This is a genomic window from Nonomuraea sp. NPDC005730 (assembly GCF_040630865.1).
Lineage (GTDB): Bacteria > Actinomycetota > Actinomycetes > Streptosporangiales > Streptosporangiaceae > Nonomuraea.
This window is the reverse complement of record NZ_JBEXYK010000002.1, coordinates 343,095-362,075: the sequence shown is the minus strand read 5'-3', so window position 1 is coordinate 362,075 and position 18,981 is coordinate 343,095. Positions and strand designations below refer to the sequence as shown.

Genomic DNA, 18,981 nt, shown 5'->3' with positions numbered 1-18,981 from the left:
CCCGCGAACGCCGGGATGCGCATGGCCGGACACGCCGCGTCCCGGCGCGCCGGCCCGGGATTGCGGGTACCGTTGACGACCGTGCCGGACTCCCATCTCCCGTCAGTGGACGAACTGCTCAGCATCGCGGTCGGCGCTCTCGGAGGGAGCGAACGGCAGGGCCAGGTCACCATGGTCAAGGCCGTCCAGAAGGCCATCGACGACGAGGAGCACCTGGCCGTCCAGGCGGGCACGGGCACCGGCAAGTCGCTGGCGTACCTGGTGCCCTCGATCCGGCACGCCATGGACAGCGACTCCCCCGTCGTGATCTCCACGGCCACCATCGCGCTGCAGCGCCAGCTCGTCGACCGCGACCTGCCCCGGCTGGCCGAGGCGCTGGGCAAGGAACTGCCGCACGAGCCGACGTTCGCCATACTCAAGGGCCGGCGCAACTACCTGTGCCGCTACAAGGCGACGGCGGGCTGGCCCGAGGAGGACGAGCAGGACCAGCTCTTCGACCCGCGCGAGGTGAGCGCGACCGGCCGCATGGTCCAGCGCATCCAGGAGTGGGCCGACGAGACCGAGACGGGCGACCGCGACGAGCTGGTGCCCGGCGTGAGCGAGCAGGCCTGGCGGCAGTTCTCGGTGAGCGCGCAGGAGTGCCTGGGCGCCACCCGCTGCCCGAGCGGCCCCGAGTGCTTCGCCGAGCTGGCCAGGGCGCGCGCGGGCGAGGTCGACGTCGTGGTGACCAACCACGCGCTGCTGGCCATCGACGCCATGGGCGACCTGCCGGTGCTGCCCGAGCACGAGGTCGTGGTCGTCGACGAGGCCCACGAGCTGGTCGACCGGGTGACCTCGGTGGTGACCAGCGAGCTGTCGGAGGCGTCGGTGCTGCTGGCCGTGCGCCGCGTCGGCCGGCTGATCGAGCAGCCGCTCGCCGACCAGCTCATGGAGGCGGGCGAAGACCTCAAGGCGCTGCTGGCCGCCGCCCCGCCCGGCCGCATCGACGAGCTGCCGCAGGTGCTCGGGCTCACGTTGCAGCTCATCCGCGACACGGCCTGGCGCTGCATCACCGCCATGGGCCCGCGCAACGCCGACAAGGACGACCCCGACAAGGCGGGCCAGCGCAAGGCCGCCTTCACCGCGCTCGACGAGGTGCACGACACCGCCGTGCGCATGCTCGACGCCTACGGCCACGCGTCCGAGGCCGACCGCGCCGAGGTGGTCTGGCTCGACGGCGCCACCGACCGCCGTCCGCCCATGTTGCGGGTCGCGCCGCTGAGCGTGAGCGGCATGCTGCGCGACCGGCTGTTCGGCGAGCGCACGGTGGTGCTCACCTCCGCCACGCTCGCCCTCGGCGGCACGTTCGAGGGGCTGGCCGCGCAGTGGGGGCTGGGCGACAGCAAGCGCTGGCAGGGCATCGACGTCGGCTCGCCGTTCGACCACCCGCGCGCCGGCATCCTCTACGTCGCCAAACACCTCCCCCAGCCGGGCCGCGACGGGCTGCCGCAGCAGTATCTCGACGAGATCACCGAGCTCATCGAGGCGGCCGGCGGGCGTACGCTCGGGCTGTTCTCCTCGATGCGCGCCGCCAAGGCCGCCACGGAGGCGCTGCGCGAACGGCTCGACGTGCCGCTGCTGTGCCAGGGCGACGACTCGACCATGCTGCTGGTCAAGCAGTTCGCCGAGGACGAGCCGACCTGCCTGTTCGGCACGTTGTCGCTGTGGCAGGGGGTCGACGTCCCCGGGCCGTCGCTGCGGCTGGTCATCATCGACCGGGTGCCGTTCCCGCGTCCCGACGACCCGCTCACCTCGGCCCGGCAGCGGCACGTCGCGGCGCGCGGCGGCAACGGCTTCATGGCGGTGGCGGCCAACCACGCCGCCCTGCTGCTGGCCCAGGGCACCGGCCGGTTGCTGCGCGCCCAGGACGACAAGGGCGTCATCGCGGTCCTCGACCCGCGCCTGGCCACGGCCCGTTACAGCGGTTTCCTGCTGGGATCGTTGCCGCCGTTCTGGCGTACCACCGACCCGGCCGTCCCCCGCGCCGCGCTCAAGCGCCTGTCCACCGAGTCCTGACCGTCGCGGGTCCGCAGGGCCGCGGAGTGGGGCAAGGCGGGCTCGCGTGACGGCGGCCCGCCGGTGCAGGTCAGCGGGCGTTTCCTGGAAGGCCACCGGCCCCGTACGGCGGGTGGCCTGACCAGGCGAAGCCGTAAGGAAAGAGCTTGATGCGAAAAGGCGAGGACAGGCCCTGAAGATCGCCTCAGGCAGAGCCGCAGGGAACGCCCCTCAGAGCCGGCCTGATGAGGCCACAGGGAACGGCCTCACGAAGCCCGCCTGATCCGGGAACGGCCCCTGCAAGGGGAAGTCAGAACGGGGTGAGGTCGGGGCGCTTCGGGGTGAGGCCGTCGCCGGAGGAGGTGCCGCGCAGGCGCCGGGACATCCACGGCACCAGGTGCTCACGGATCCACTGGGCGTCCTCGCGGCGCCGCGCCCGCGGGTCGACCAGCCGCTCCGGCCAGTCCTTGCGCCAGTCGTCGAACGGCACCCCCAGCACGTCGAGCACGCGGGCCGCCACCAGCCGGTGGCCGTCCTCGTTCATGTGCAGGCGGTCGGTGCTCCAGGCGCGCCAGTCGCGCAGCCCCTGCATCGACCACTGGTCGACCAGCCGGCAGCCGTAGAGGTCGGCGATGGAGCGGATGTGCAGGTAGAAGATGGCGAAACGGCCGCGCAGCCGCCGCATCAGCGGTGTGTCGCGCGGATCGACCCCGGTGAACAGCAGCACGTCCGCGCCTCCGGCCCGCAGGTCGCGCACCGCGCGGGCCAGGCGCTTGGCCATCACGTCGGGGTCGCTGCCCGGCCGCAGCAGGTCGTTGCCGCCCGCGCAGAAGCTGACCAGGTCGGGGCCCATCTCGATGGCCCGCGGCACCTGCTCGGTGATGATCTGGTCGAGCAGCTTGCCGCGGACGGCCAGGTTCGCGTAGCGGAACGCCGGATCGTCGGCGGCGAGCCGTTCGGCCACCCGGTCGGCCCAGCCGCGGTAGTGCCCGTCGGGGCCTGGATCGTTCAGTCCTTCGGTGAAACTGTCCCCGAGGGCGACGAAGGACTTGTATTGCCTCATGAGCTGCTGTTCATCTCCGCGATAGCGTGTAGCGCCAGGACGTAGGACTGTAGTCCGAATCCGGCGATCGTGCCCGTCGCCACCCCGGCGACGACCGAGGTGTGGCGAAACTCTTCCCTCGCCGCGGGGTTGCTGATGTGCACCTCGACGAGCGGGGCGGTGCGCTGGGCGATGGCGTCGCGCACGGCGTAGGAGTAGTGGGTGAAGGCGGCCGGGTTGAGCACGACGGGGATGCGGCCGTCGGCGGCCTCGTGCAGCCAGCCGATCAGCTCGGCCTCGTCGTCGGTCTGGCGCACCTCGACCTGCTCGCCGAGCTTGCGGCCGGTCTCGCGGCACAGCTCGGCGAGGTCCTCCAGCGTCTCGGCCCCGTAGACGTCGGGCTCGCGGGTGCCGAGCCTGCTCAGGTTGGGGCCGTTGAGCACGAGGATCATCGCGCGATCTCCTTGTAGGCGGCTTCGAGCAGCTCTTCGGCGGGGTCTTCGAGACGCCCGGGCCTGGCCAGGTCGTCGAGGACGACGAAACGCTGCTTGGCGCCCCGGTTCTTCTTGTCCAGCCGCATGTGGTCACGCAGCCGCGGCCAGGCGCCGGCGTGGTAGGAGACCGGCAGGCCCACGGAGGTGAGGATCGCGCGGGTGCGGGCGGCCAGGTCGGCGCGGCCGGACAGCCGGGACAGCTCGGCGGCGTAGACCATGCCGATGGCGACCGCCTCACCGTGGCGGATCGTGTAGTGCTCGTCGCGCTCGATGGCGTGGGCGAGCGTGTGGCCGTAGTTGAGGATCTCGCGCAGGCCCTGCTCGCGCAGGTCGGCGCCCACGACGTCGGCCTTGACGCGGATCTTGCGCTCGATCAGCTCGCGGGTGTGGGGGCCGTCGGGCCTGGTGGCCCCCTCGGGGTCGGACTCGACCAGCGCGAGGATCTGCGGGTCGGCGATGAAGCCGCCCTTGATGATCTCGGCGAGCCCCGCCACGTAGTCGGCCTTCGGCATGCCGGGCAGCACGGCCAGGTCGCAGAGCACCCCGGCGGGCGGCAGGAACGTGCCCACCAGGTTCTTGCCCTCGGGGGTGTCGATGCCGTTCTTGCCGCCGACGGCGGCGTCGACCATGGCCAGCAGCGTCGTCGGCACGAGCACGACCTGCACGCCGCGCAGCCAGGTGCCGGCCACGAACCCGGCCAGGTCGGTCGTCGCGCCGCCGCCCACACCCACGACGGCGTCGGAGCGGGTCAGGCCGTGGCGGCCGAGCGCGGACCACAGGCCGGCGGCCACCTCGGGCGTCTTGCACGCCTCGCCGTCGGGGACGGGCAGGTCGGCCACCTCGTAGCCGGCCTCGGCCAGCGCCGCGAGGACCGGCCGGGACAGCTCGGGCAGGCCCTGCGGGCGGACGACGGCGACCGTGCGCACGCCCGGCCGGAGCAGGCCCGGCAGCTCGGCCTGCACGCCGCTGCCCACCACGACGTCGTAGGGGCTGTCGCCGGGGACGGGGATCCGCGTCGCGGTCATGCCGGCAGGCCCTCCAGGATCTCGTCGGCGAGCTCGCCGGGGTCGCGCTTGTCGGTGGCGAGCGTGACCACGGCCAGGCGCTCGTAGACCGGCCGCCGCTCCTCCATCAGCTTCTTGAGCTGGCTGCGCGGGTTGAGCACGAGCAGCGGCCTGGCCGAGCCGAGCCCGACCCGCTGGACCGCGTCGGCCAGGCCCACCTGCAGGTAGACCACGTGGTGACCGGCGAGCAGGGCCTGGGTCTCCTCGTTGAGCACGGCGCCGCCGCCGAGCGACAGGACGCCGTCGTGCTCGGCCAGCGCGCGGCGCACGGCCTCGTGCTCCAGCTCGCGGAAGCGGGCCTCGCCGTCCTCGACGAAGATGTCGGAGACCGGCTTGCCGGCCACGGCCTCGACGTCGGCGTCGGTGTCGCGGAAGGCGACGCCGAGCCGCTCGGCCAGCAGCCGCCCGATCGTGGTCTTGCCGGATCCGGGCGGGCCGATGAGCACGGCTCTGGTCACTGGTCGCTCACCCCTTCTCGTTCGCTCCGCGAGGCCGTCACTTGATCACCATCGAGGAGAGGTAGCCGGACAGGTTGCGGGCGACCTCCTCCACCGAGTCGCCGCCGAACTTCTCCAGGGCCGCGTCGGCCAGCACCAGCGCGACCATGGCCTCGGCCACGATGCCCGCGGCCGGGACGGCGCACACGTCGGAGCGCTCGTGGTGGGCCTTGGCCGCCTCGCCGGTCTTGACGTCGATCGTGGCCAGGGCCCTCGGCACGGTGGAGATGGGCTTCATGGCGGCGCTGACCCGCAGGACCTCGCCGTTGGTCATGCCGCCCTCGACGCCGCCCGCGCGGTTGGTGATGCGCTTGACGCCGTTCTCGGCGGTGTACTCGATCTCGTCGTGGGCGCGCGAGCCGGGCCGGCGGGCGGTCTCGAAGCCGTCGCCGACCGCGACGCCCTTGATCGCCTGGATGCCCATGAGGGCCGCGGCGAGCCGGGAGTCGAGCCTGCGGTCCCAGTGGGTGTAGCTGCCCAGGCCGGGCGGCAGGCCGTAGGCGAGCACCTCGACGACGCCGCCGAGCGTGTCGCCGTCCTTGTGGGCCTGGTCGATGACGGCGACCATGGCGGCGCTGCCCTCGGGGTCGGAGCAGCGGACCGGGTCTTCGTCGACCCTGGCCAGGTCGCCGGGGCCGGGCAGCACCTCGGCAGGGGTCTGCGCGCCGCCGATGGAGGTGACGTGGCTGACGATGTCGACGCCGAGCGCCTGCTTCAGGAAGCGCCTGGCGACCTCGCCGAGCGCGACGCGGGCCGCGGTCTCGCGGGCGCTGGCCCGGTCGAGCACCTGGCGGGCGTCGTCGAAGCCGTACTTCTGCATGCCGGCCAGGTCGGCGTGGCCGGGGCGGGGACGGGACCTCGGCGCGTTGCGGGCCAGGCCCTCCAGCTCGGCCGGGTCGACCGGGTCGGCCGACATGACCTTCTCCCACTTGGGCCACTCGGTGTTGCCGACGCGGACGGCGACCGGGCTGCCCATGGTGCGGCCGTGGCGCACGCCGCCGACGATCGTCACCTGGTCCTGCTCGAACTTCATCCGCGCGCCGCGGCCGTAGCCGAGCCTGCGGCGGCGCAGGGCCTCGTCGATCGCGGCCGTGGTCACCTCGACCCCGGCGGGCAGTCCTTCGAGGATGGCAACGAGTTCGGGGCCGTGGGACTCTCCGGCCGTCAACCAGCGCAACATGACTCCAAGTCTTCCACGTGCGGCCGGGTGGGATGTCCGTCGTTCACCAGCCGAGACAGAGCGCCACGAAAGCACCGAGCAGCATGAACGGCCCGAAGGGGAACTGGGTGTGCCGGTCGCCCCGCCCGGTGAGCAGCAGGGCGACCGCGTAGAGCGCGCCGAGCACCTGCCCGGCGAACGCCGCGGCCACCCATGCCTGCCAGCTCATCGCCGCCGCCGCCATGCCGATGAGCCCGGCCAGCTTGACGTCGCCGAGGCCCATCGCGGCCGGCCTGGCGAACCACAGCAGGCCGTAGACGGCCGCCAGAGCCGCCGCGCCGAGCAGCGCGCGCGGCAGCTCCCCGGTGGGCAGCAGGGTCAGTGCGATGATCGGGTACGCGGGCAGCGTGATCGCGTCGGGCAGCAGGCTGGTACGCCAGTCGATGACCGCCAGCGCCGTGCCGGCCAGCGCGAGCCCCGCGTACGGCGGCCCGGCGAGCCAGGCGGTCAACGCCGTCACCGCGGCGGTCAGCAGTTCGACACCGGGCGGCCAGGACGGCGGGGACGCGAGGTCGTCGTAGGCGTCGGCCAGCGCCCTGACCTGGTGTCCGGCGACCAGACCGAGCAGCGCCATCAGTGCGACCACGAGCAGACCCTAATGCGGCGGCCCGGCGGCCGTCCCGGGATCGCGGCGGGCGGCCCGGGTATGGCGTGCGCCAAGAGCGAACCCGCGTCCCGGCGGGCCCTCGCGCCCCGGACGGAGGGCCGCGACGCGCGCCGGCGGTCATGGGTTCGGGGGCGATCCCCCAAGGAACTTTGATCGTCCGGGCCGGGGTGGCACGCGGCTCCAGGGGTGGTCAGGAACCTACTTTCTGTCGTGGCCCCCCGGAAGAGTGACCGAGAGGAAGACCCATGTTCCGTGGCATCCTGGCCGGCGGCCTCGCGCTGAGCGCCGCAAGCCTCATCATGACCGGCCCAGCCGCGTACGCCGACCTGCAGGCCCCGTACGCGCGGGCCGCGGCGATCGTCGACGCGGACGGCGAGCTGAACAACGGCAAGAACATCCTCAAGACGTGGCGGGCCTCGACCGGCCGCTACTGCGTGATGGTCGACAGGCACGTCACCACGTCCACCGCGGTGATCCAGATCACCCCGCGGGCGCCCCGCCGCCTGCCGTTCATCGCCTACCGGAACTCGTCGGCGACCTGCCACGAGTCCAACACCATCACCGTCGGCGTCTACGACACCAGCACCGGCCGGCTCGCCGACGGCGGCTTCGACCTGACCATCTCCTGACCGAGAACCGAGGGAGCACCCATATGAACATCATCCGGCGCGCCGCCGGCGTCGCGCTCGTCGCGGCCGCCGTCCTTACACCTGCGGCGGCGTACGCGGACACGCCGTACGCCCAGGCCTCGGCCACCGTCAGGGCGGACGGCGTGGAGACGGCCAGCAAAAACGTCGAGGAGGTCAGGCGCATGTTCCGCGGGACGTACTGCGTGATCCTCAGCGACGACGTCGACTACGACGGCGACCTGGCGATCCACGTGACGCCGATCGGCCGGTCCACCTACCCGCGCTCGCTGTCGGTGCAGCGTGAGGCTGCGGTCTGCGGCGGGCACTACCGGGCGGTCGCGGTCTACAGCCAGCTCGCCGACGGCGTGGCGGCCGACACAGGGTTCTACCTGACCGTCTCCTGACGACGTCCGGCGAACGCCCCCGGCCGGTGCCCGACACCGGCCGGGGGCGTCGCCGCGTCCGGCTCACGGGAGCAAGCGGCGTTCAGCCGCTCCCGCGGATGGCCCGGGTTCAGCGTGCGGGAGGAAGCCGCGTTCAGCCGGTTCGGCGGGAGAACCAGCGGCGGCGGGGCGGGGCGGGCTCCATCCTGGCGACGGTGACGCCGCCGAGCTGGTCGACGGTGCCGGACTCGACCGCGGCCAGCGCCCTCAGCACCTCGCCCTCGATCACGAACTGCACCGGCCCGGCCACGTCGACCACGACCGCCGCGGCCTCCTCGTGCACGGCCGCCCGGCAGACCTGGAGCGTGCCGGTCTGGATCGGGCGGGCGTCCTTGCGCCACCTGGTCAGCGCGTCGGTGCCGGTGAAGGCGAGCACCGCGTGCCTGCCGTCCTGGCCGACGAGCTTGGGCAGCGCCATCTCGCTCTCCTTCTCCTGGCGCAGCCCGTGCTCACCGACCTCGGACTCGGTCAGCAGGGCGACCACCGGCACCAGCAGCCGCGCGCCGCTCAGTGCGGCCAGCACGTCGGCGGGGCCGCACGCGCCCGCCTCGTAGGCGGCCAGGGCGGCGGCCACGGCGGGGGCGGCGCTGCCGTCGTCGTCGGGGTCGAGTGGCTGTGGGATGGTCGGCACAACGAACGAGACTACCCGCGGGCTCCACCGCCCCTGCTCCCGGCGCCCTGAAGGCGTCCGGGCGGCGGTCCGGCGGCGGTCCGGCGGCGGTCGGGCAGCGGTCCGGCGGCGGTCGGTCGGTGGTCCGGCGGTGATCGGCGGCGGTCGGTCGGTGGTCCGGCGGTGATCGGCGGCGGTCGGTCGGTGGTCCGGCGGTGGTCTGTCGGGGCGGGGTGCTAGACAGGTGCGGTGCGGATCTCTCGGCTCCCCCTCGACGAGCAGACGGCGGCCGTGCGGGCCGTGCTGGAGACCGACCCGCTCCTGGTGCGGGTGCTCGGCGGAGCTCTCACGCTCGGCCTGCCCGGCTGGTGGCTGGCGGCGGGCGCGGTCGTCCAGGCGATCTGGAACCACGTGACCGGCCGTCCGCCGGGCTACGGCGTCAAAGACTACGACCTGATCTATCACGATCCGTCCGACCTGTCGTGGGAGGCGGAGGACCGCGCGATCAGGGCCGGGCGCGAGCTGTTCGGCGACGTGCCGGTGGAGATCCGCAACGAGGCCCGCGTCCACCTGTGGTACGAGAGCCGTTTCGGCGTGCCGTGCCCGCCCTACGACAGCTCCGAGGCCGCGATCGACTCCTTCCCCAGCACCACGAGCGCGATCGGCGTCCGGCTCACCTCGTCGGGGGCGTGGCGGATCTACGCCCCCTACGGCGTGGCCGACGCCTTCAACCTCGTGCTGCGTCCCAACCCCCGGCAGGCGCCGCGCGAGGTCTACGAGGCCAAGGCGGCGCGCTGCGCCGAGGCGTGGCCCGAGGTGACCGTGCTCCCCTGGTGCCCGCCGAGGCCGGCCGGTCAGCCGAGGCCGGTCAGCCGAGGTCGGTGATGGCCGCGACCGGCCCGCCGCCCGACGGCCCCTGGTGCACGGCGGCCACCGAGACGAACACCGCGGGGTCGCCGGTGACCGAGGCCGCCACCCCGCCGACGGCCGCCTTGATCTGCCGGTGCCAGTGCACGTCGGAGTCGTCCAGCATGATGTTGCGCCGGCCGCGCACCCGTCCCGACGGGTCGGCCTCGCACTTCATGAACACGTTGACCAGCCGTCCGCCGAGGTCTGAGGGGCGGGGGCGGTCCGGCAGCGGCAGCCCGGAGTCCCTGATGGCCGCCCAGATGCCGTCGGCGTCGAGCGCGTCCTTCATGACGCTGTGCCCGATGCGGTAGCGCCCGCCGATGCCGCGCACGTTCCCCACCAGCACGATCTGCGCCCGGTCCAGCTCCACCCCCGACGAGCAGGACGCCACCGACGAGTACAGCGACAGGTCCTTGTGGATCTGGTCGGCCCGCGGCATGTCGATCTCGCCGAGCGCGACGGCGATGCCTAGCGCGGTGGTGGAGTTGGACAGGTCCATCGACGGGCCGGTCTCCTCGATGGCGGTGTCCTGGCCGCGGCTTTTGGCCTCGGTGATCGTGGCCAGGGTGAGCAGCGGCGTCTTGGTCTGCACGTAGTGCACGTCGCGCGGGTCGTCGATGCCGGCGATCTTCATGGCCTCCCGCACCCCGGCGGCCACCTTCTCCACCATCGCCGGACGGCCGATGTCCTCGGGCAGGATCACCTCGCTCATCGCTACACCCACCGACAGGCGCGGCTCGTCGCTCATCGGCGCGTCCGCCGTGGTGGCGAAGACGGTGGCGTGCGGGCTGAGGACGCCGTCGGTGCCGCCCGACCACACCAGCGGCACGCTCTCGGGGGCCGGGTGGCCGTGCTCGGCCAGGACCTCGCGGAAGGCCCGGTCGGCCAGGATGCGCGTGTAGTCGTTGACGCCGCCGTTGCCCTCGGTCTTGCCGATCACCGCGAGCACCCGGTGCGCCTCGATCACCCCGTCCGCGAGGAGCCGTGACAGCCCGGAGGCGTCGGTCACGCTCTCGATCGGCACCTTTCGCACTTCAATCGGGTCCGGCATGCGTTGCCCCTTCTCCAGTACCGGCTTCCCCACCGTCGCGACGCTAGCCGAGCGGCCCGGCGGGGTTCATGGGCAATGTCTGCCCATGAACAGCCGCGGCGATGTCAAGGTCCGCTGGCCGGTGAAGCTCTCGGCGGAACCTTGAAGCGCACAAAAGGACCGAAGGTAGTGTTCCCGGATGTGATTCGCGAAGCCCATGTCAACGGCATCAAGCTCGTCTACCGCGAGGAGGGCGACCCCGCCGCTCCGCCGCTGGTCCTGGTCCACGGCAGGACCGCGAACCACAACGACTGGAACGGCATCACCCAGCACTTCGCCGCCCGTCACCACGTCCTCGCCCCCGACCTGCGCGGCCACGGGGCCAGCGACCGTCCGGGCGAGTACGCGGTGGGCACGATGGCCGAGGACGTCGTGGCGCTCCTCGACCACCTGGGCCTCGACCGCGTCCGGCTGGTCGGGCACTCGCTCGGCGGCATGGTCTCCTACCACGTGGCCATGCGCCACCCGGAGCGGGTCGAGCGGCTGGTGCTGGAGGACGTCACGGCACCGTACCCGATCGAGGGGCGGCAGCCTCTCGTGGAGGACGACTCCACCGGGTTCGACTGGCGGATGATGCACCAGACCGAGCCGTACATCGTCGATCCCGACCCGGCGCTGGCCGCCGAGCTGGGGAAGATCACGGCGCCCACGCTGGTGCTGTCGGGCGGACGGCTGAGCCCGTTCGACGCCCCGGGGCTGGCCCGCCTGATCCCCGGCGCCGAGCTGGTCACGATCGAGGCCGGGCACCTCGTCCACGCCACCGAACGGGCCGCCTTCCTGGCCGCGGTGGACGCCTTCCTGGACAGGTGAGCCCAGGGACGTCCGGACCTCTATGCTGGTCACCCCCCACGATCCACGGAGACCCGCTGTGTCCAGCCCCCCATCGGCCCCCCGTCCCGGCATGACCCCGGAGCGGGTCGGGATGTTCAGCGACGCGGTCTTCGCGATCGCGATCACGCTGCTCGTCCTGGAGATCCCCCGCCCCGCGGAGGACGACTTCCGTGACCTCGCGGGCTTCCTGAGCCATCACCAGGGCTCGTTCGCGGCGTTCGTGCTGGCCTTCCTCATGTTGTGGTTCAGCTGGCGGGCCCACCACACGCTCTTCGACCAGCTCCACCGGGTCTCCCAGCCGGTCCTGCTGCTGCACGTGCCGCTGCTGCTGTTCTCGGCGTTCCTGCCGTACACGATGAACCTGTGGAGCGAGATGTCGGCGGCCGACGTCGACGTCCAGGCGTCCAAGGGGCTGGCGCTGGCGCTGTTCGCGGGGACGGAGGCGATCCTGATGTGCTGCCAGGGCGCGCTGTTCACGCTGGCCCTGGCGCAGGGGCTGCTCAACGCCCACGCGAGCAGGCGGCGCATGGCCACCTCGGCCTGGGTGTACTGGGGCTGCGGCGTGCTCTGGGCGGTCAGCGCGGTCCTGGCCTTCGGCGTCGGCGAGGCCTCCACGTACGTGTGGATGGCCACGCCGGTCGTGGTCGCGGTCATCGTGCTCGTCCGCAGGCGGCTCGCCCCCGGCGCGGTTCAGCCGGATGTGACGGGGCAAACGTGACCTCAATGTCACAAAGATCCGCCAAGGTGAAAAGGTGCGAACGAGGCTCAGCGACCACGTAAGGGAACGACTGGGCACGTTCGGTCTCATGGCGCCCTCGATCGTGCAGTGCGCGGTGGGCGCGGCGCTGGCCTGGATCGTCGCCGTCGACCTGCTCGGGCACGCCCGGCCGTTCTTCGCGCCGATCTCCGTGCTGATCTGCGTCGGCGTCGGGCTCGGCCAGCGGTTGCGGCGCGTCGCCGAGCTGGTGGTCGGCGTGAGTCTCGGCGTCGGCGTCGGCGACCTGCTGGTGTCCTGGATCGGCTCGGGGCCCTGGCAGCTCGCGCTGGTCGTCGGGCTGGCCATGGCCGTCGCGCTGCTGCTCAACGGCGGGGCGCTGTTCGTCGCGCAGGCGGGCTCCTCGGCGGTGCTGGTCGCCACGCTGCTGCCCGGCGAGAACGCCGGCGGCCTCGACCGCATGGCCGACGCCCTCACCGGGGGCGTCATCGGCGTCGCGGCGGTCGCGCTGATGCCCGCCAGCCCGTTCACGATCGCGGCCAAACACCTGTCGGGCGTGCTGGACGCGCTGTCCACCGTCCTGGAGCAGGCGGCGGAGGCGATCGAGAAGCGGGACGTCGACCTGGCCGCCGAGGCGCTGGAGGAGGCGCGGACGACGCAGGCCGCCGTCGAGGAGTTCGCGATGGCGCTGGAGACCAGCAAGGAGATCACCATGATCTCGCCGCTGCACTGGCATCGCCGGGCCGCCCTGGCCCGGTACGAGACCGCCGCCACGCCCGTCGACCTGGCCCTGCGCAACGCCCGGGTGATGGTCCGCCGCACGCTGGCGGCGCTGGGCGAGGCGAGCCCGCCGCCCACGGCGCTGGCCGAGGCGATGCGGGAGGTCTCGGAGGCGGCGCTGCTGCTGCAACTGGAGCTGGCCGCCGGACGCGATCCCCTGCTGGCGCGGCAGGCGCTGCTCGCGGTGGCCGGCCGGGAACGGCCCGAGCGGCTGGGCTTCTCGGCGCACGTCATCATCGCGCAGCTGCGGTCGATCGCGGTGGACCTGTTGCAGGCCACGGGCCTGGAGCACGAGCAGGCCAGCCAGGCGCTCACCCCGCTCGACGAGCCCCGGAGCAGCTAGCCGCGCACGCCGAAGGCGGGCACCCTTACGGGCGCCCGCCTTCACGCTTCCACGGTTCCGTGGGACGGTCAGACCGTCTGGAGCGCGGCCTCGGCCTCCAGCGTCGCGGCGGTGGCGTTGATCACGGCGGCCACCCGCAGCGCCTCCTGGACCTGCTCACGCGGCATCCCCGCGCCCCGCAGCACCTGCTCGTGCGACTCCAGGCAGCGGCCGCAGCCGTTGATCGCGGAGACCGCCAGGCACCACAGCTCGAAGTCCGTCTTGTCCACGCCCGGGTTGCCGATCACGGTCATCCGGAGCCTGGCCGGCAGCGTCGCGTACGTCTCGTCGCCGATCAGGTGGGTGGCGCGGTAGTAGACGTTGTTCATCGCCATGATCGACGCGGCCGCCTTGGCGGCGGTGAACGCCTCGGCCGACAGGTTGTCGGCGGCGTCCTGCGAGAGCTCGGCGATGACCCGCGCCGACCTGGTGGCCAGGGCGCACGCCAGGACGGCGCCCCAGAGCTGCTGGTCGGTCAGCGACGAGGTGGTCGTGACCGAGCCCAGGTTGAGCCTGGTGTCCTTGGCGTAGTCGGGCAGGAGCGACTTCAGGGTGTCGACGCTCACTGGGCCAGCAGCTTCTGGGCGTCCAGGCCGGCCTCGCCCTTGTTCCAGTTGCACGGGCACAGCTCGTCGGACTGCAGGGCGTCGAGGACCCGCAGGACCTCCTTGACGTTGCGGCCCACGGAACCGGCGGTCACCATCGAGAACTGGATCTCGTTGTTCTGGTCGACGATGAACGTGGCGCGCTGGGCGACGCCGTCCTGGCCGAGCACGCCGCAGGCCTGCGACAGCTCGCGCTTGATGTCGCTCAGCATCGGGAAGGGCAGGTCGCGCAGGTCCTCGTGGTTCTTGCGCCAGGCGTGGTGCACGAACTCGGAGTCGACCGAGACGCCGAGAACCTGGACGTCACGGTCGGCGAACTCGCCGTTGAGACGGCCGAACTCGGCGATCTCGGTCGGGCAGACGAACGTGAAGTCCTTCGGCCAGAAGAACACCACGCGCCACTTGCCCTCGTAGGTCTTGTGGTTGATCTCAGCGAACGCCTTGTCGGGGTCGAGGTCGACACAGGCCGTGAGTTCGTACTCGGGGAAGCGGTCACCGACGGTGAGCAAGTTCCTACTCCTTCGGAGGAAGTGCGGGTCAGGGCACCTACGTTGCCGCACCTACCATTGATTCGAGAAATCGAGTAGTTGGACCAATCTGAGAGGTGATTCCTATCAGTGAGCCCATGCCCACCCTCGCTCAGCTGCGTTCCTTCCTCGCCGTGGCCGAGCATCTCCACTTCAGGGAGGCGGCGACGGCACTGAAGATGAGCCAACCCACCCTGTCCGGAAATATCGCCTCACTGGAGGAGATATTGGACACTCAGCTGCTGGAGCGGACCACCCGGAAGGTGCTGCTCACCTCCGCCGGCGAGCGGGTGGCCGAGCACGCCTGGCGGGTGCTGGCCGCCGTGGAGGACCTGATGGGCGAGGCCGCCCAGAACCGCGAGCCCTTCAGCGGCCCAGCTCACCTCGGCGTGATCCCCACCGTGGCGCCGTACGTGCTGCCCGCACTGCTGCCCATGTTCGCCCAGCGTTTCCCGCAGCTCAAGCTGACCGTCCACGAGGCCAAGACGGACACGATCCTGGAGGAGGTCCGCGAGGGGCGGCTCGACCTGGTCCTGCTCGCCCTGCCGACGGACGTGGGCGGCCTGGTGGAGGCGCCGCTCTACGACGAGGACTTCCTGCTGGCCCTCCCGCACGACCACCCCCTGGCCGCCGACCCCGCGCCGCTCGACCGCGACGCGCTCAAGGGCCTGGACATCGTCCTCCTCAACCAGGGCCACTGCCTGCGTGAACAGGCCATCGACGTGTGCCGCGAGGTGGGCGCGCGGGCCACCGCGACCACGTACGCGACCAGCCTGCCGACGCTGGTGCAGCTCGTGGCGGGCGGCCTCGGCGTGACGCTGCTGCCGGAGTCGGCCGTGCCGGTGGAGACCGGCAAGCGGGTGCGCCTGGCGCTGCGCCGCTTCGCCGCCCCCGCCCCCGGGCGCACGATCGGCCTGGCCTACCGCGCCTCCTCGGCCCGCGCGGCCGAGTACGACCAGCTCGCCAAGGCCGTCCGCACCGCCATCCGCCAACGCCGCCTCCCGGTCAAGCTCACCTCGTGAACGTGCGCAGCGCCCCGGCGATCTCCGTCACGTCGTCGAGCTTGCCGGAGGCGACGGCGACGACCAGGTCGTAGGCGTCGTCGTCGGCCGGGTCGAGCTCGATTCCGTTCTTCGCGAGGAAGACGTAGGTCGTGAGCCAGCCCGCGCGCTTGTTCCCGTCGACGAGCGGACGGTTGGTGACGATCGAGTGGAGGAGGGCCGCGGCCTTGGTCATCAGGTCGGGATAGGCGTCATGCCCGAACAGCGAGGTCCGCGGCCGCAGCAACGCAGCCTCCAGGAGCCCGAGATCGCGCACCTGAAGGGGGGCGCCCACCGCGACCCGCGCGATGCGAAGCCCTTGTTCGAGGCTGACGTAGCGGATCACTCGCCCAGCCTGCGCAACAGGTCCGCGAATCGCCTGGCGCCCTTCTCCGCCAAAGCGTCGGTGATCTCGTCGTCAGAGACGCGCTCCAGGTATTCCTCGATCGCACGCAGCACGATCTGCTGCATGCTGCGCCCCTCCGACTCGGCACGCTTGCGAAGAGCCTCGGTCTGTTCGTCGTTCAGGCGAAGGGTCATGGCCATGCCCTCATCGTAGGTCGGAGACGGTATCACGGCGATACCACCGGAGACACTTTACTCTCCGCGACCTTCCGGTTACGTCGTTTCCGGGTCAGCGGGGGACGAGGTGGAAGAAGGAGCCGTCGGCGGGGGTGTGGGCGGGGGCGGAGAGGTCGTCCAGGCGGGTGGCCGCCTCCGGCGGGAGGGTGAGGTCGAAGGCGGCCAGGTTCTCCCGCAGTTGCCCCACCGAGCGCGGCCCGAGCAGCACCGACGTGACGCCCGGACGGCCCGCGACCCAGGCCAGGGCGACCGAGGCGGGGTCGGCCCCCAGGCCGGCCGCGACCTCGGCCAGCCCCTCGGCGACGGCCAGGTTGCGGTCGTTGAGCAGCGACTGCGCCCAGCGGGCCGCGCCGGGCACCGCGGCGCCGAGCAGGCGGCCCATGCGGCTGTCCGGGTCGGGGATCTCGCCGCGCCGGTAGCGGCCGGTCAGGACGCCGCCGCCGAGCGCGCCGTACACGACCGCGCCGAGGCCGAACCGAGCGCAGGCGGGCAGGATCTCGGCCTCGACGACCCGCTGGAGCAGCGAGTACTGCGGTTGCAGGCTCACGAACGGCGTGCCGCCCACCCGCTCGGCGGCCCACTGCGCCTCGACGATCTGGGCGGCGGTGAAGTTGGAGCAGCCGAGGTAGCGCACCTTGCCCGAGCGGACGAAGCCGTCGAGGGTGGCCATCGTCTCCTCGATCGGCGTGCCCGGGTCCCACTGGTGGCACTGGTAGAGGTCGATGTAGTCGGTGCCGAGGCGGCGCAGGCTGGCCTCCAGGGCGCGGGCCAGGTGCCGCCTGGACAGGCCCCGCCCCTCCGGGCCGACCGGCATGGCGCCCTTGGTGGCCAGCACGACCCACTCGCGCCTGCCGCGCAGCGCCCGGCCGATGATCTCCTCGGTCTCGCCCCGGTGGTAGAGGTCGGCGGTGTCGATGAAGTTGCCGCCCACGTCGAGGTAGGCGTCGATGACGCGGCCCGCCTCGGTCGCGTCGCCCGCGGCCAGGCCGTGCTCGGTGCCGAAGTTCATGGTGCCGAGGCAGGCGCGGGAGACGCGCAGCCCGGAACGTCCCATGGTCTGGAAGTCCACGAATGCCCCTAGAATCGGAATGACTGTTCCGCTTGGATGCCGGGAACGATACGGAACAACGGTTCCGGATGTCAACGCGAGGAGGGCCCATGCGTGCCGACGCCCGGCGCAACCGCGCCCGCGTGCTGGAGGCGGCCGAGGTCGTGCTGGCCCGCGACGGGCTCGACGCCTCGATGCGCGAGATCGCCGCGCTGGCCGGCGTGGGCGTGGGGACGATCTACCGCCAGTTCCCCACCAAGGAGGCCCTGTACGCGGCGATCGTGACCGACCGGCAGGAGCGCCTGGCCGAGATGGCCGAGGAGCTGGCCGGCGCCGCCGACGCCGGAGCGGCCTTCTTCGAGTTCTTCGACCGCATCGTGGCCTACTCGACGGTCAAGAAGATCCTGGTGGACGCCCTGGCCAGCGCCGGCATCGACGCCAAGGCGGGCGCGCCCGACATCAAGGGCGCGATCAGCGCGCTGCTGGAGCGGGCGCAGCGGGCGGGGGCGGTGCGCCCGGACGTGGGCATGGCGGAGCTGCTCGCCCTGCTCAGCGCCGCCTGCCTGGCGGCGCAGCACCACAACTGGAGCGACGACCTGCGGGCCAGGGCCCTGGCCGTGCTGTTCGACGGCCTGCGCCGGGCTACCCCTGCGACAGGCGCTTGAGCCGGGTCACCGCCTCGTCGATGACCTCGTCCTTCTTGCAGAACGCGAACCGGACGAAGTGCCGGCCGCGTTCGGGGTGCTCGTAGAAGACCTGCGTGGGGATGGCCACCACCCCGGCCAGCTCGGGCAGGCGGCGGGTGAGCTCCAGGCCGTCGGTGAAGCCCAGCGGCCGGATGTCGGTCTGCACGAAGTACGTGCCCGCCGGCCCGAACACCTCGAAGCCCGCCGCCGTCAGCCCGTCCATCAGCCGGTCGCGCTTGTCCTGCAGCCCGGCGCGCAGCGCGGCCACCCACTCCAGCTCCGTGCGCAGCCCGTACGCCACCGCGAGCTGCCAGGGCGCGCTCGCGGTGAAGGTGAGGAACTGCTTGACCGTCGAGACCGCCCGCACCAGCTCGGGCGGCGCGCACACCCAGCCGGTCTTCCAGCCCGTGACCGAGAACGTCTTGCCCGCCGAAGAGATCACGACCGTGCGCTCGCGCATACCGGGCAGCGTGGCCAGCGGGACGTGCTCGACGCCGTCGAAGGTGAGGTGCTCGTAGACCTCGTCGGTGATCGCGATCAGGCCGTGCTCCTGGCACAGCTCGGCGATGACGGTCAGCTCGTCCCTGGTGAAGACGGTCCCTGTCGGGTTGTGCGGTGAGTTGACCAGGATCGCCCGGGTACGCGGCGTGACGGCGGCGCGCAGCTCGTCGGGGTCGAAGGTGAACCGGCCGTCCACCGGACGCAGCGTCACGGCCGCGAGCCTGGCCTGGGCCAGCGCGATGGAGGCCGCGTAGGAGTCGTAGTACGGCTCGAACGCGATCACCTCGTCGCCCGGCTCGCACAGCGCCAGCACGCCGGCCGCGATGGCCTCGGTGGCGCCCACGGTGACCAGCACCTCGCCCGCCGGGTCGTAGTCGAGCCGGTAGTGGGCCATCCGGTGCTCCGAGACCGCCTGCCGGAGCTCCAGCACCCCAGGCCCCGGCGGGTACTGGTTGGCGCCCGAGGTGATCGCCTGCACGGCGCGGTCGAGCATGGCGGCCGGGCCGTCGGTGTCAGGGAAGCCCTGTCCGAGGTTGATGGAACCGGTCTGCACGGCGAGCGCGCTCATCTCGGCGAAAATCGTCGTGCCGAAAGCGCGCATCCTGGAAACAAGTGGTTCGGTCACGCCCCCACACTATTAGTCTCG

General features: G+C 72.3%; 23 protein-coding genes. 9 read left to right on the top strand and 14 right to left on the bottom strand.

Going from position 1 to position 18,981, the window contains the following annotated elements; translation table 11 throughout:
• The first annotated feature begins 81 nt into the window (after nucleotides 1-81).
• Nucleotides 82-2,055 carry an ATP-dependent DNA helicase gene (locus ABZ444_RS04405; protein WP_357992496.1) on the top strand — a complete coding sequence of 658 codons (1,974 nt, stop codon included), beginning with the start codon at nucleotides 82-84 and terminating at the stop codon, nucleotides 2,053-2,055.
• A 289-nt stretch (nucleotides 2,056-2,344) separates the two neighbouring features.
• Here ABZ444_RS04405 and ABZ444_RS04400 read toward each other — a convergent pair whose 3' ends face one another.
• The 6 genes from ABZ444_RS04400 to ABZ444_RS04375 are packed head-to-tail and all read right to left on the bottom strand — an operon-like array spanning nucleotide 2,345 to nucleotide 6,936.
• Nucleotides 2,345-3,097: an SGNH/GDSL hydrolase family protein gene (locus ABZ444_RS04400; RefSeq protein WP_357992493.1), complete on the bottom strand. Its 753-nt coding sequence runs from the start codon at nucleotides 3,095-3,097 to the stop codon at nucleotides 2,345-2,347.
• Entirely contained in the window at nucleotides 3,094-3,528 is a 435-nt protein-coding gene (aroQ, locus tag ABZ444_RS04395; protein WP_352363963.1) for a type II 3-dehydroquinate dehydratase, read from the bottom strand. The genes ABZ444_RS04400 and aroQ overlap by 4 nt, the downstream gene beginning before the upstream one ends.
• Complete coding sequence (gene aroB, locus ABZ444_RS04390) at nucleotides 3,525-4,595, bottom strand: 3-dehydroquinate synthase (RefSeq protein ID WP_357992490.1); 1,071 nt, start codon at nucleotides 4,593-4,595, stop codon at nucleotides 3,525-3,527. The genes aroQ and aroB overlap by 4 nt, the downstream gene beginning before the upstream one ends.
• Entirely contained in the window at nucleotides 4,592-5,092 is a 501-nt protein-coding gene (locus ABZ444_RS04385) for a shikimate kinase (protein ID WP_357992487.1), read from the bottom strand. The genes aroB and ABZ444_RS04385 overlap by 4 nt, the downstream gene beginning before the upstream one ends.
• Nucleotides 5,093-5,129: 37 nt before the next feature.
• Nucleotides 5,130-6,311, bottom strand: coding sequence for a chorismate synthase (gene aroC, locus ABZ444_RS04380; RefSeq protein WP_357992484.1), 1,182 nt, complete (start codon nucleotides 6,309-6,311; stop codon nucleotides 5,130-5,132).
• Between the two features lie 43 nt (nucleotides 6,312-6,354).
• Nucleotides 6,355-6,936, bottom strand: a complete 582-nt coding sequence (locus ABZ444_RS04375) for an A24 family peptidase (protein ID WP_357992481.1) — start codon at nucleotides 6,934-6,936, stop codon at nucleotides 6,355-6,357.
• Nucleotides 6,937-7,202: 266 nt separating this feature from the next.
• Here ABZ444_RS04375 and ABZ444_RS04370 point away from each other — a divergent pair, with 266 nt between their 5' ends.
• Both ABZ444_RS04370 and ABZ444_RS04365 read left to right on the top strand, forming a co-directional pair.
• Entirely contained in the window at nucleotides 7,203-7,586 is a 384-nt protein-coding gene (locus ABZ444_RS04370; protein ID WP_357992478.1) for a hypothetical protein, read from the top strand.
• A 23-nt stretch (nucleotides 7,587-7,609) separates the two neighbouring features.
• Nucleotides 7,610-7,990 carry a hypothetical protein gene (locus ABZ444_RS04365; protein WP_357992472.1) on the top strand — a complete coding sequence of 127 codons (381 nt, stop codon included), beginning with the start codon at nucleotides 7,610-7,612 and terminating at the stop codon, nucleotides 7,988-7,990.
• A 133-nt stretch (nucleotides 7,991-8,123) separates the two neighbouring features.
• On the opposite strand, the gene ABZ444_RS04360 is transcribed toward ABZ444_RS04365, so the two are convergent.
• Entirely contained in the window at nucleotides 8,124-8,660 is a 537-nt protein-coding gene (locus tag ABZ444_RS04360; protein ID WP_357992469.1) for an SseB family protein, read from the bottom strand.
• Between the two features lie 228 nt (nucleotides 8,661-8,888).
• On the opposite strand from ABZ444_RS04360, the gene ABZ444_RS04355 reads away from it, so the two are divergent.
• Nucleotides 8,889-9,524: a nucleotidyltransferase family protein gene (locus ABZ444_RS04355; RefSeq protein WP_357992466.1), complete on the top strand. Its 636-nt coding sequence runs from the start codon at nucleotides 8,889-8,891 to the stop codon at nucleotides 9,522-9,524.
• Here the strand turns inward: ABZ444_RS04355 and ABZ444_RS04350 are convergent.
• On the bottom strand, nucleotides 9,508-10,599 hold the full coding sequence (locus ABZ444_RS04350; protein ID WP_357992464.1) for a ring-opening amidohydrolase: 1,092 nt from the start codon (nucleotides 10,597-10,599) through the stop codon (nucleotides 9,508-9,510). The two genes, ABZ444_RS04355 and ABZ444_RS04350, sit on opposite strands and share 17 nt — an antisense overlap.
• Nucleotides 10,600-10,779: 180 nt before the next feature.
• On the opposite strand from ABZ444_RS04350, the gene ABZ444_RS04345 reads away from it, so the two are divergent.
• The 3 genes from ABZ444_RS04345 to ABZ444_RS04335 are packed head-to-tail and all read left to right on the top strand — an operon-like array spanning nucleotide 10,780 to nucleotide 13,307.
• Entirely contained in the window at nucleotides 10,780-11,448 is a 669-nt protein-coding gene (locus tag ABZ444_RS04345; protein WP_357992461.1) for an alpha/beta fold hydrolase, read from the top strand.
• A gap of 58 nt (nucleotides 11,449-11,506) precedes the next feature.
• A complete protein-coding gene (locus tag ABZ444_RS04340; protein WP_357992458.1) occupies nucleotides 11,507-12,187 on the top strand; it encodes a TMEM175 family protein in 681 nt (226 codons plus the stop codon).
• 34 nt (nucleotides 12,188-12,221) lie between these two features.
• Nucleotides 12,222-13,307: an FUSC family protein gene (locus tag ABZ444_RS04335; RefSeq protein ID WP_357992455.1), complete on the top strand. Its 1,086-nt coding sequence runs from the start codon at nucleotides 12,222-12,224 to the stop codon at nucleotides 13,305-13,307.
• 68 nt (nucleotides 13,308-13,375) lie between these two features.
• Here the strand turns inward: ABZ444_RS04335 and ABZ444_RS04330 are convergent, their stop codons facing one another.
• A complete protein-coding gene (locus tag ABZ444_RS04330; RefSeq protein ID WP_357992452.1) occupies nucleotides 13,376-13,912 on the bottom strand; it encodes a carboxymuconolactone decarboxylase family protein in 537 nt (178 codons plus the stop codon).
• Nucleotides 13,909-14,460: a peroxiredoxin gene (locus ABZ444_RS04325; protein WP_357992449.1), complete on the bottom strand. Its 552-nt coding sequence runs from the start codon at nucleotides 14,458-14,460 to the stop codon at nucleotides 13,909-13,911. Before ABZ444_RS04325 ends, ABZ444_RS04330 begins: the two co-directional genes overlap by 4 nt.
• 116 nt (nucleotides 14,461-14,576) lie before the next feature.
• Between ABZ444_RS04325 and ABZ444_RS04320 the strand changes: the two genes are divergently transcribed.
• On the top strand, nucleotides 14,577-15,500 hold the full coding sequence (locus ABZ444_RS04320; protein WP_357992446.1) for a LysR substrate-binding domain-containing protein: 924 nt from the start codon (nucleotides 14,577-14,579) through the stop codon (nucleotides 15,498-15,500).
• Here the strand turns inward: ABZ444_RS04320 and ABZ444_RS04315 are convergent.
• The 3 genes from ABZ444_RS04315 to ABZ444_RS04305 form a co-directional block, all read right to left on the bottom strand.
• Nucleotides 15,490-15,864, bottom strand: a complete 375-nt coding sequence (locus ABZ444_RS04315; RefSeq protein WP_357992443.1) for a Fic family protein — start codon at nucleotides 15,862-15,864, stop codon at nucleotides 15,490-15,492. The genes ABZ444_RS04320 and ABZ444_RS04315 overlap by 11 nt on opposite strands.
• Complete coding sequence (locus ABZ444_RS04310; protein ID WP_357992440.1) at nucleotides 15,861-16,064, bottom strand: ribbon-helix-helix protein, CopG family; 204 nt, start codon at nucleotides 16,062-16,064, stop codon at nucleotides 15,861-15,863. The genes ABZ444_RS04315 and ABZ444_RS04310 overlap by 4 nt, the downstream gene beginning before the upstream one ends.
• Before the next feature lie 88 nt (nucleotides 16,065-16,152).
• Entirely contained in the window at nucleotides 16,153-17,169 is a 1,017-nt protein-coding gene (locus ABZ444_RS04305; RefSeq protein WP_357992437.1) for an aldo/keto reductase, read from the bottom strand.
• Nucleotides 17,170-17,258: 89 nt separating this feature from the next.
• On the opposite strand from ABZ444_RS04305, the gene ABZ444_RS04300 reads away from it, so the two are divergent.
• Entirely contained in the window at nucleotides 17,259-17,813 is a 555-nt protein-coding gene (locus tag ABZ444_RS04300) for a helix-turn-helix domain-containing protein (RefSeq protein WP_357992434.1), read from the top strand.
• Here the strand turns inward: ABZ444_RS04300 and ABZ444_RS04295 are convergent.
• Entirely contained in the window at nucleotides 17,791-18,960 is a 1,170-nt protein-coding gene (locus tag ABZ444_RS04295; RefSeq protein ID WP_357992431.1) for a pyridoxal phosphate-dependent aminotransferase, read from the bottom strand. The genes ABZ444_RS04300 and ABZ444_RS04295 overlap by 23 nt on opposite strands.
• Nucleotides 18,961-18,981: the final 21 nt, after the last annotated feature.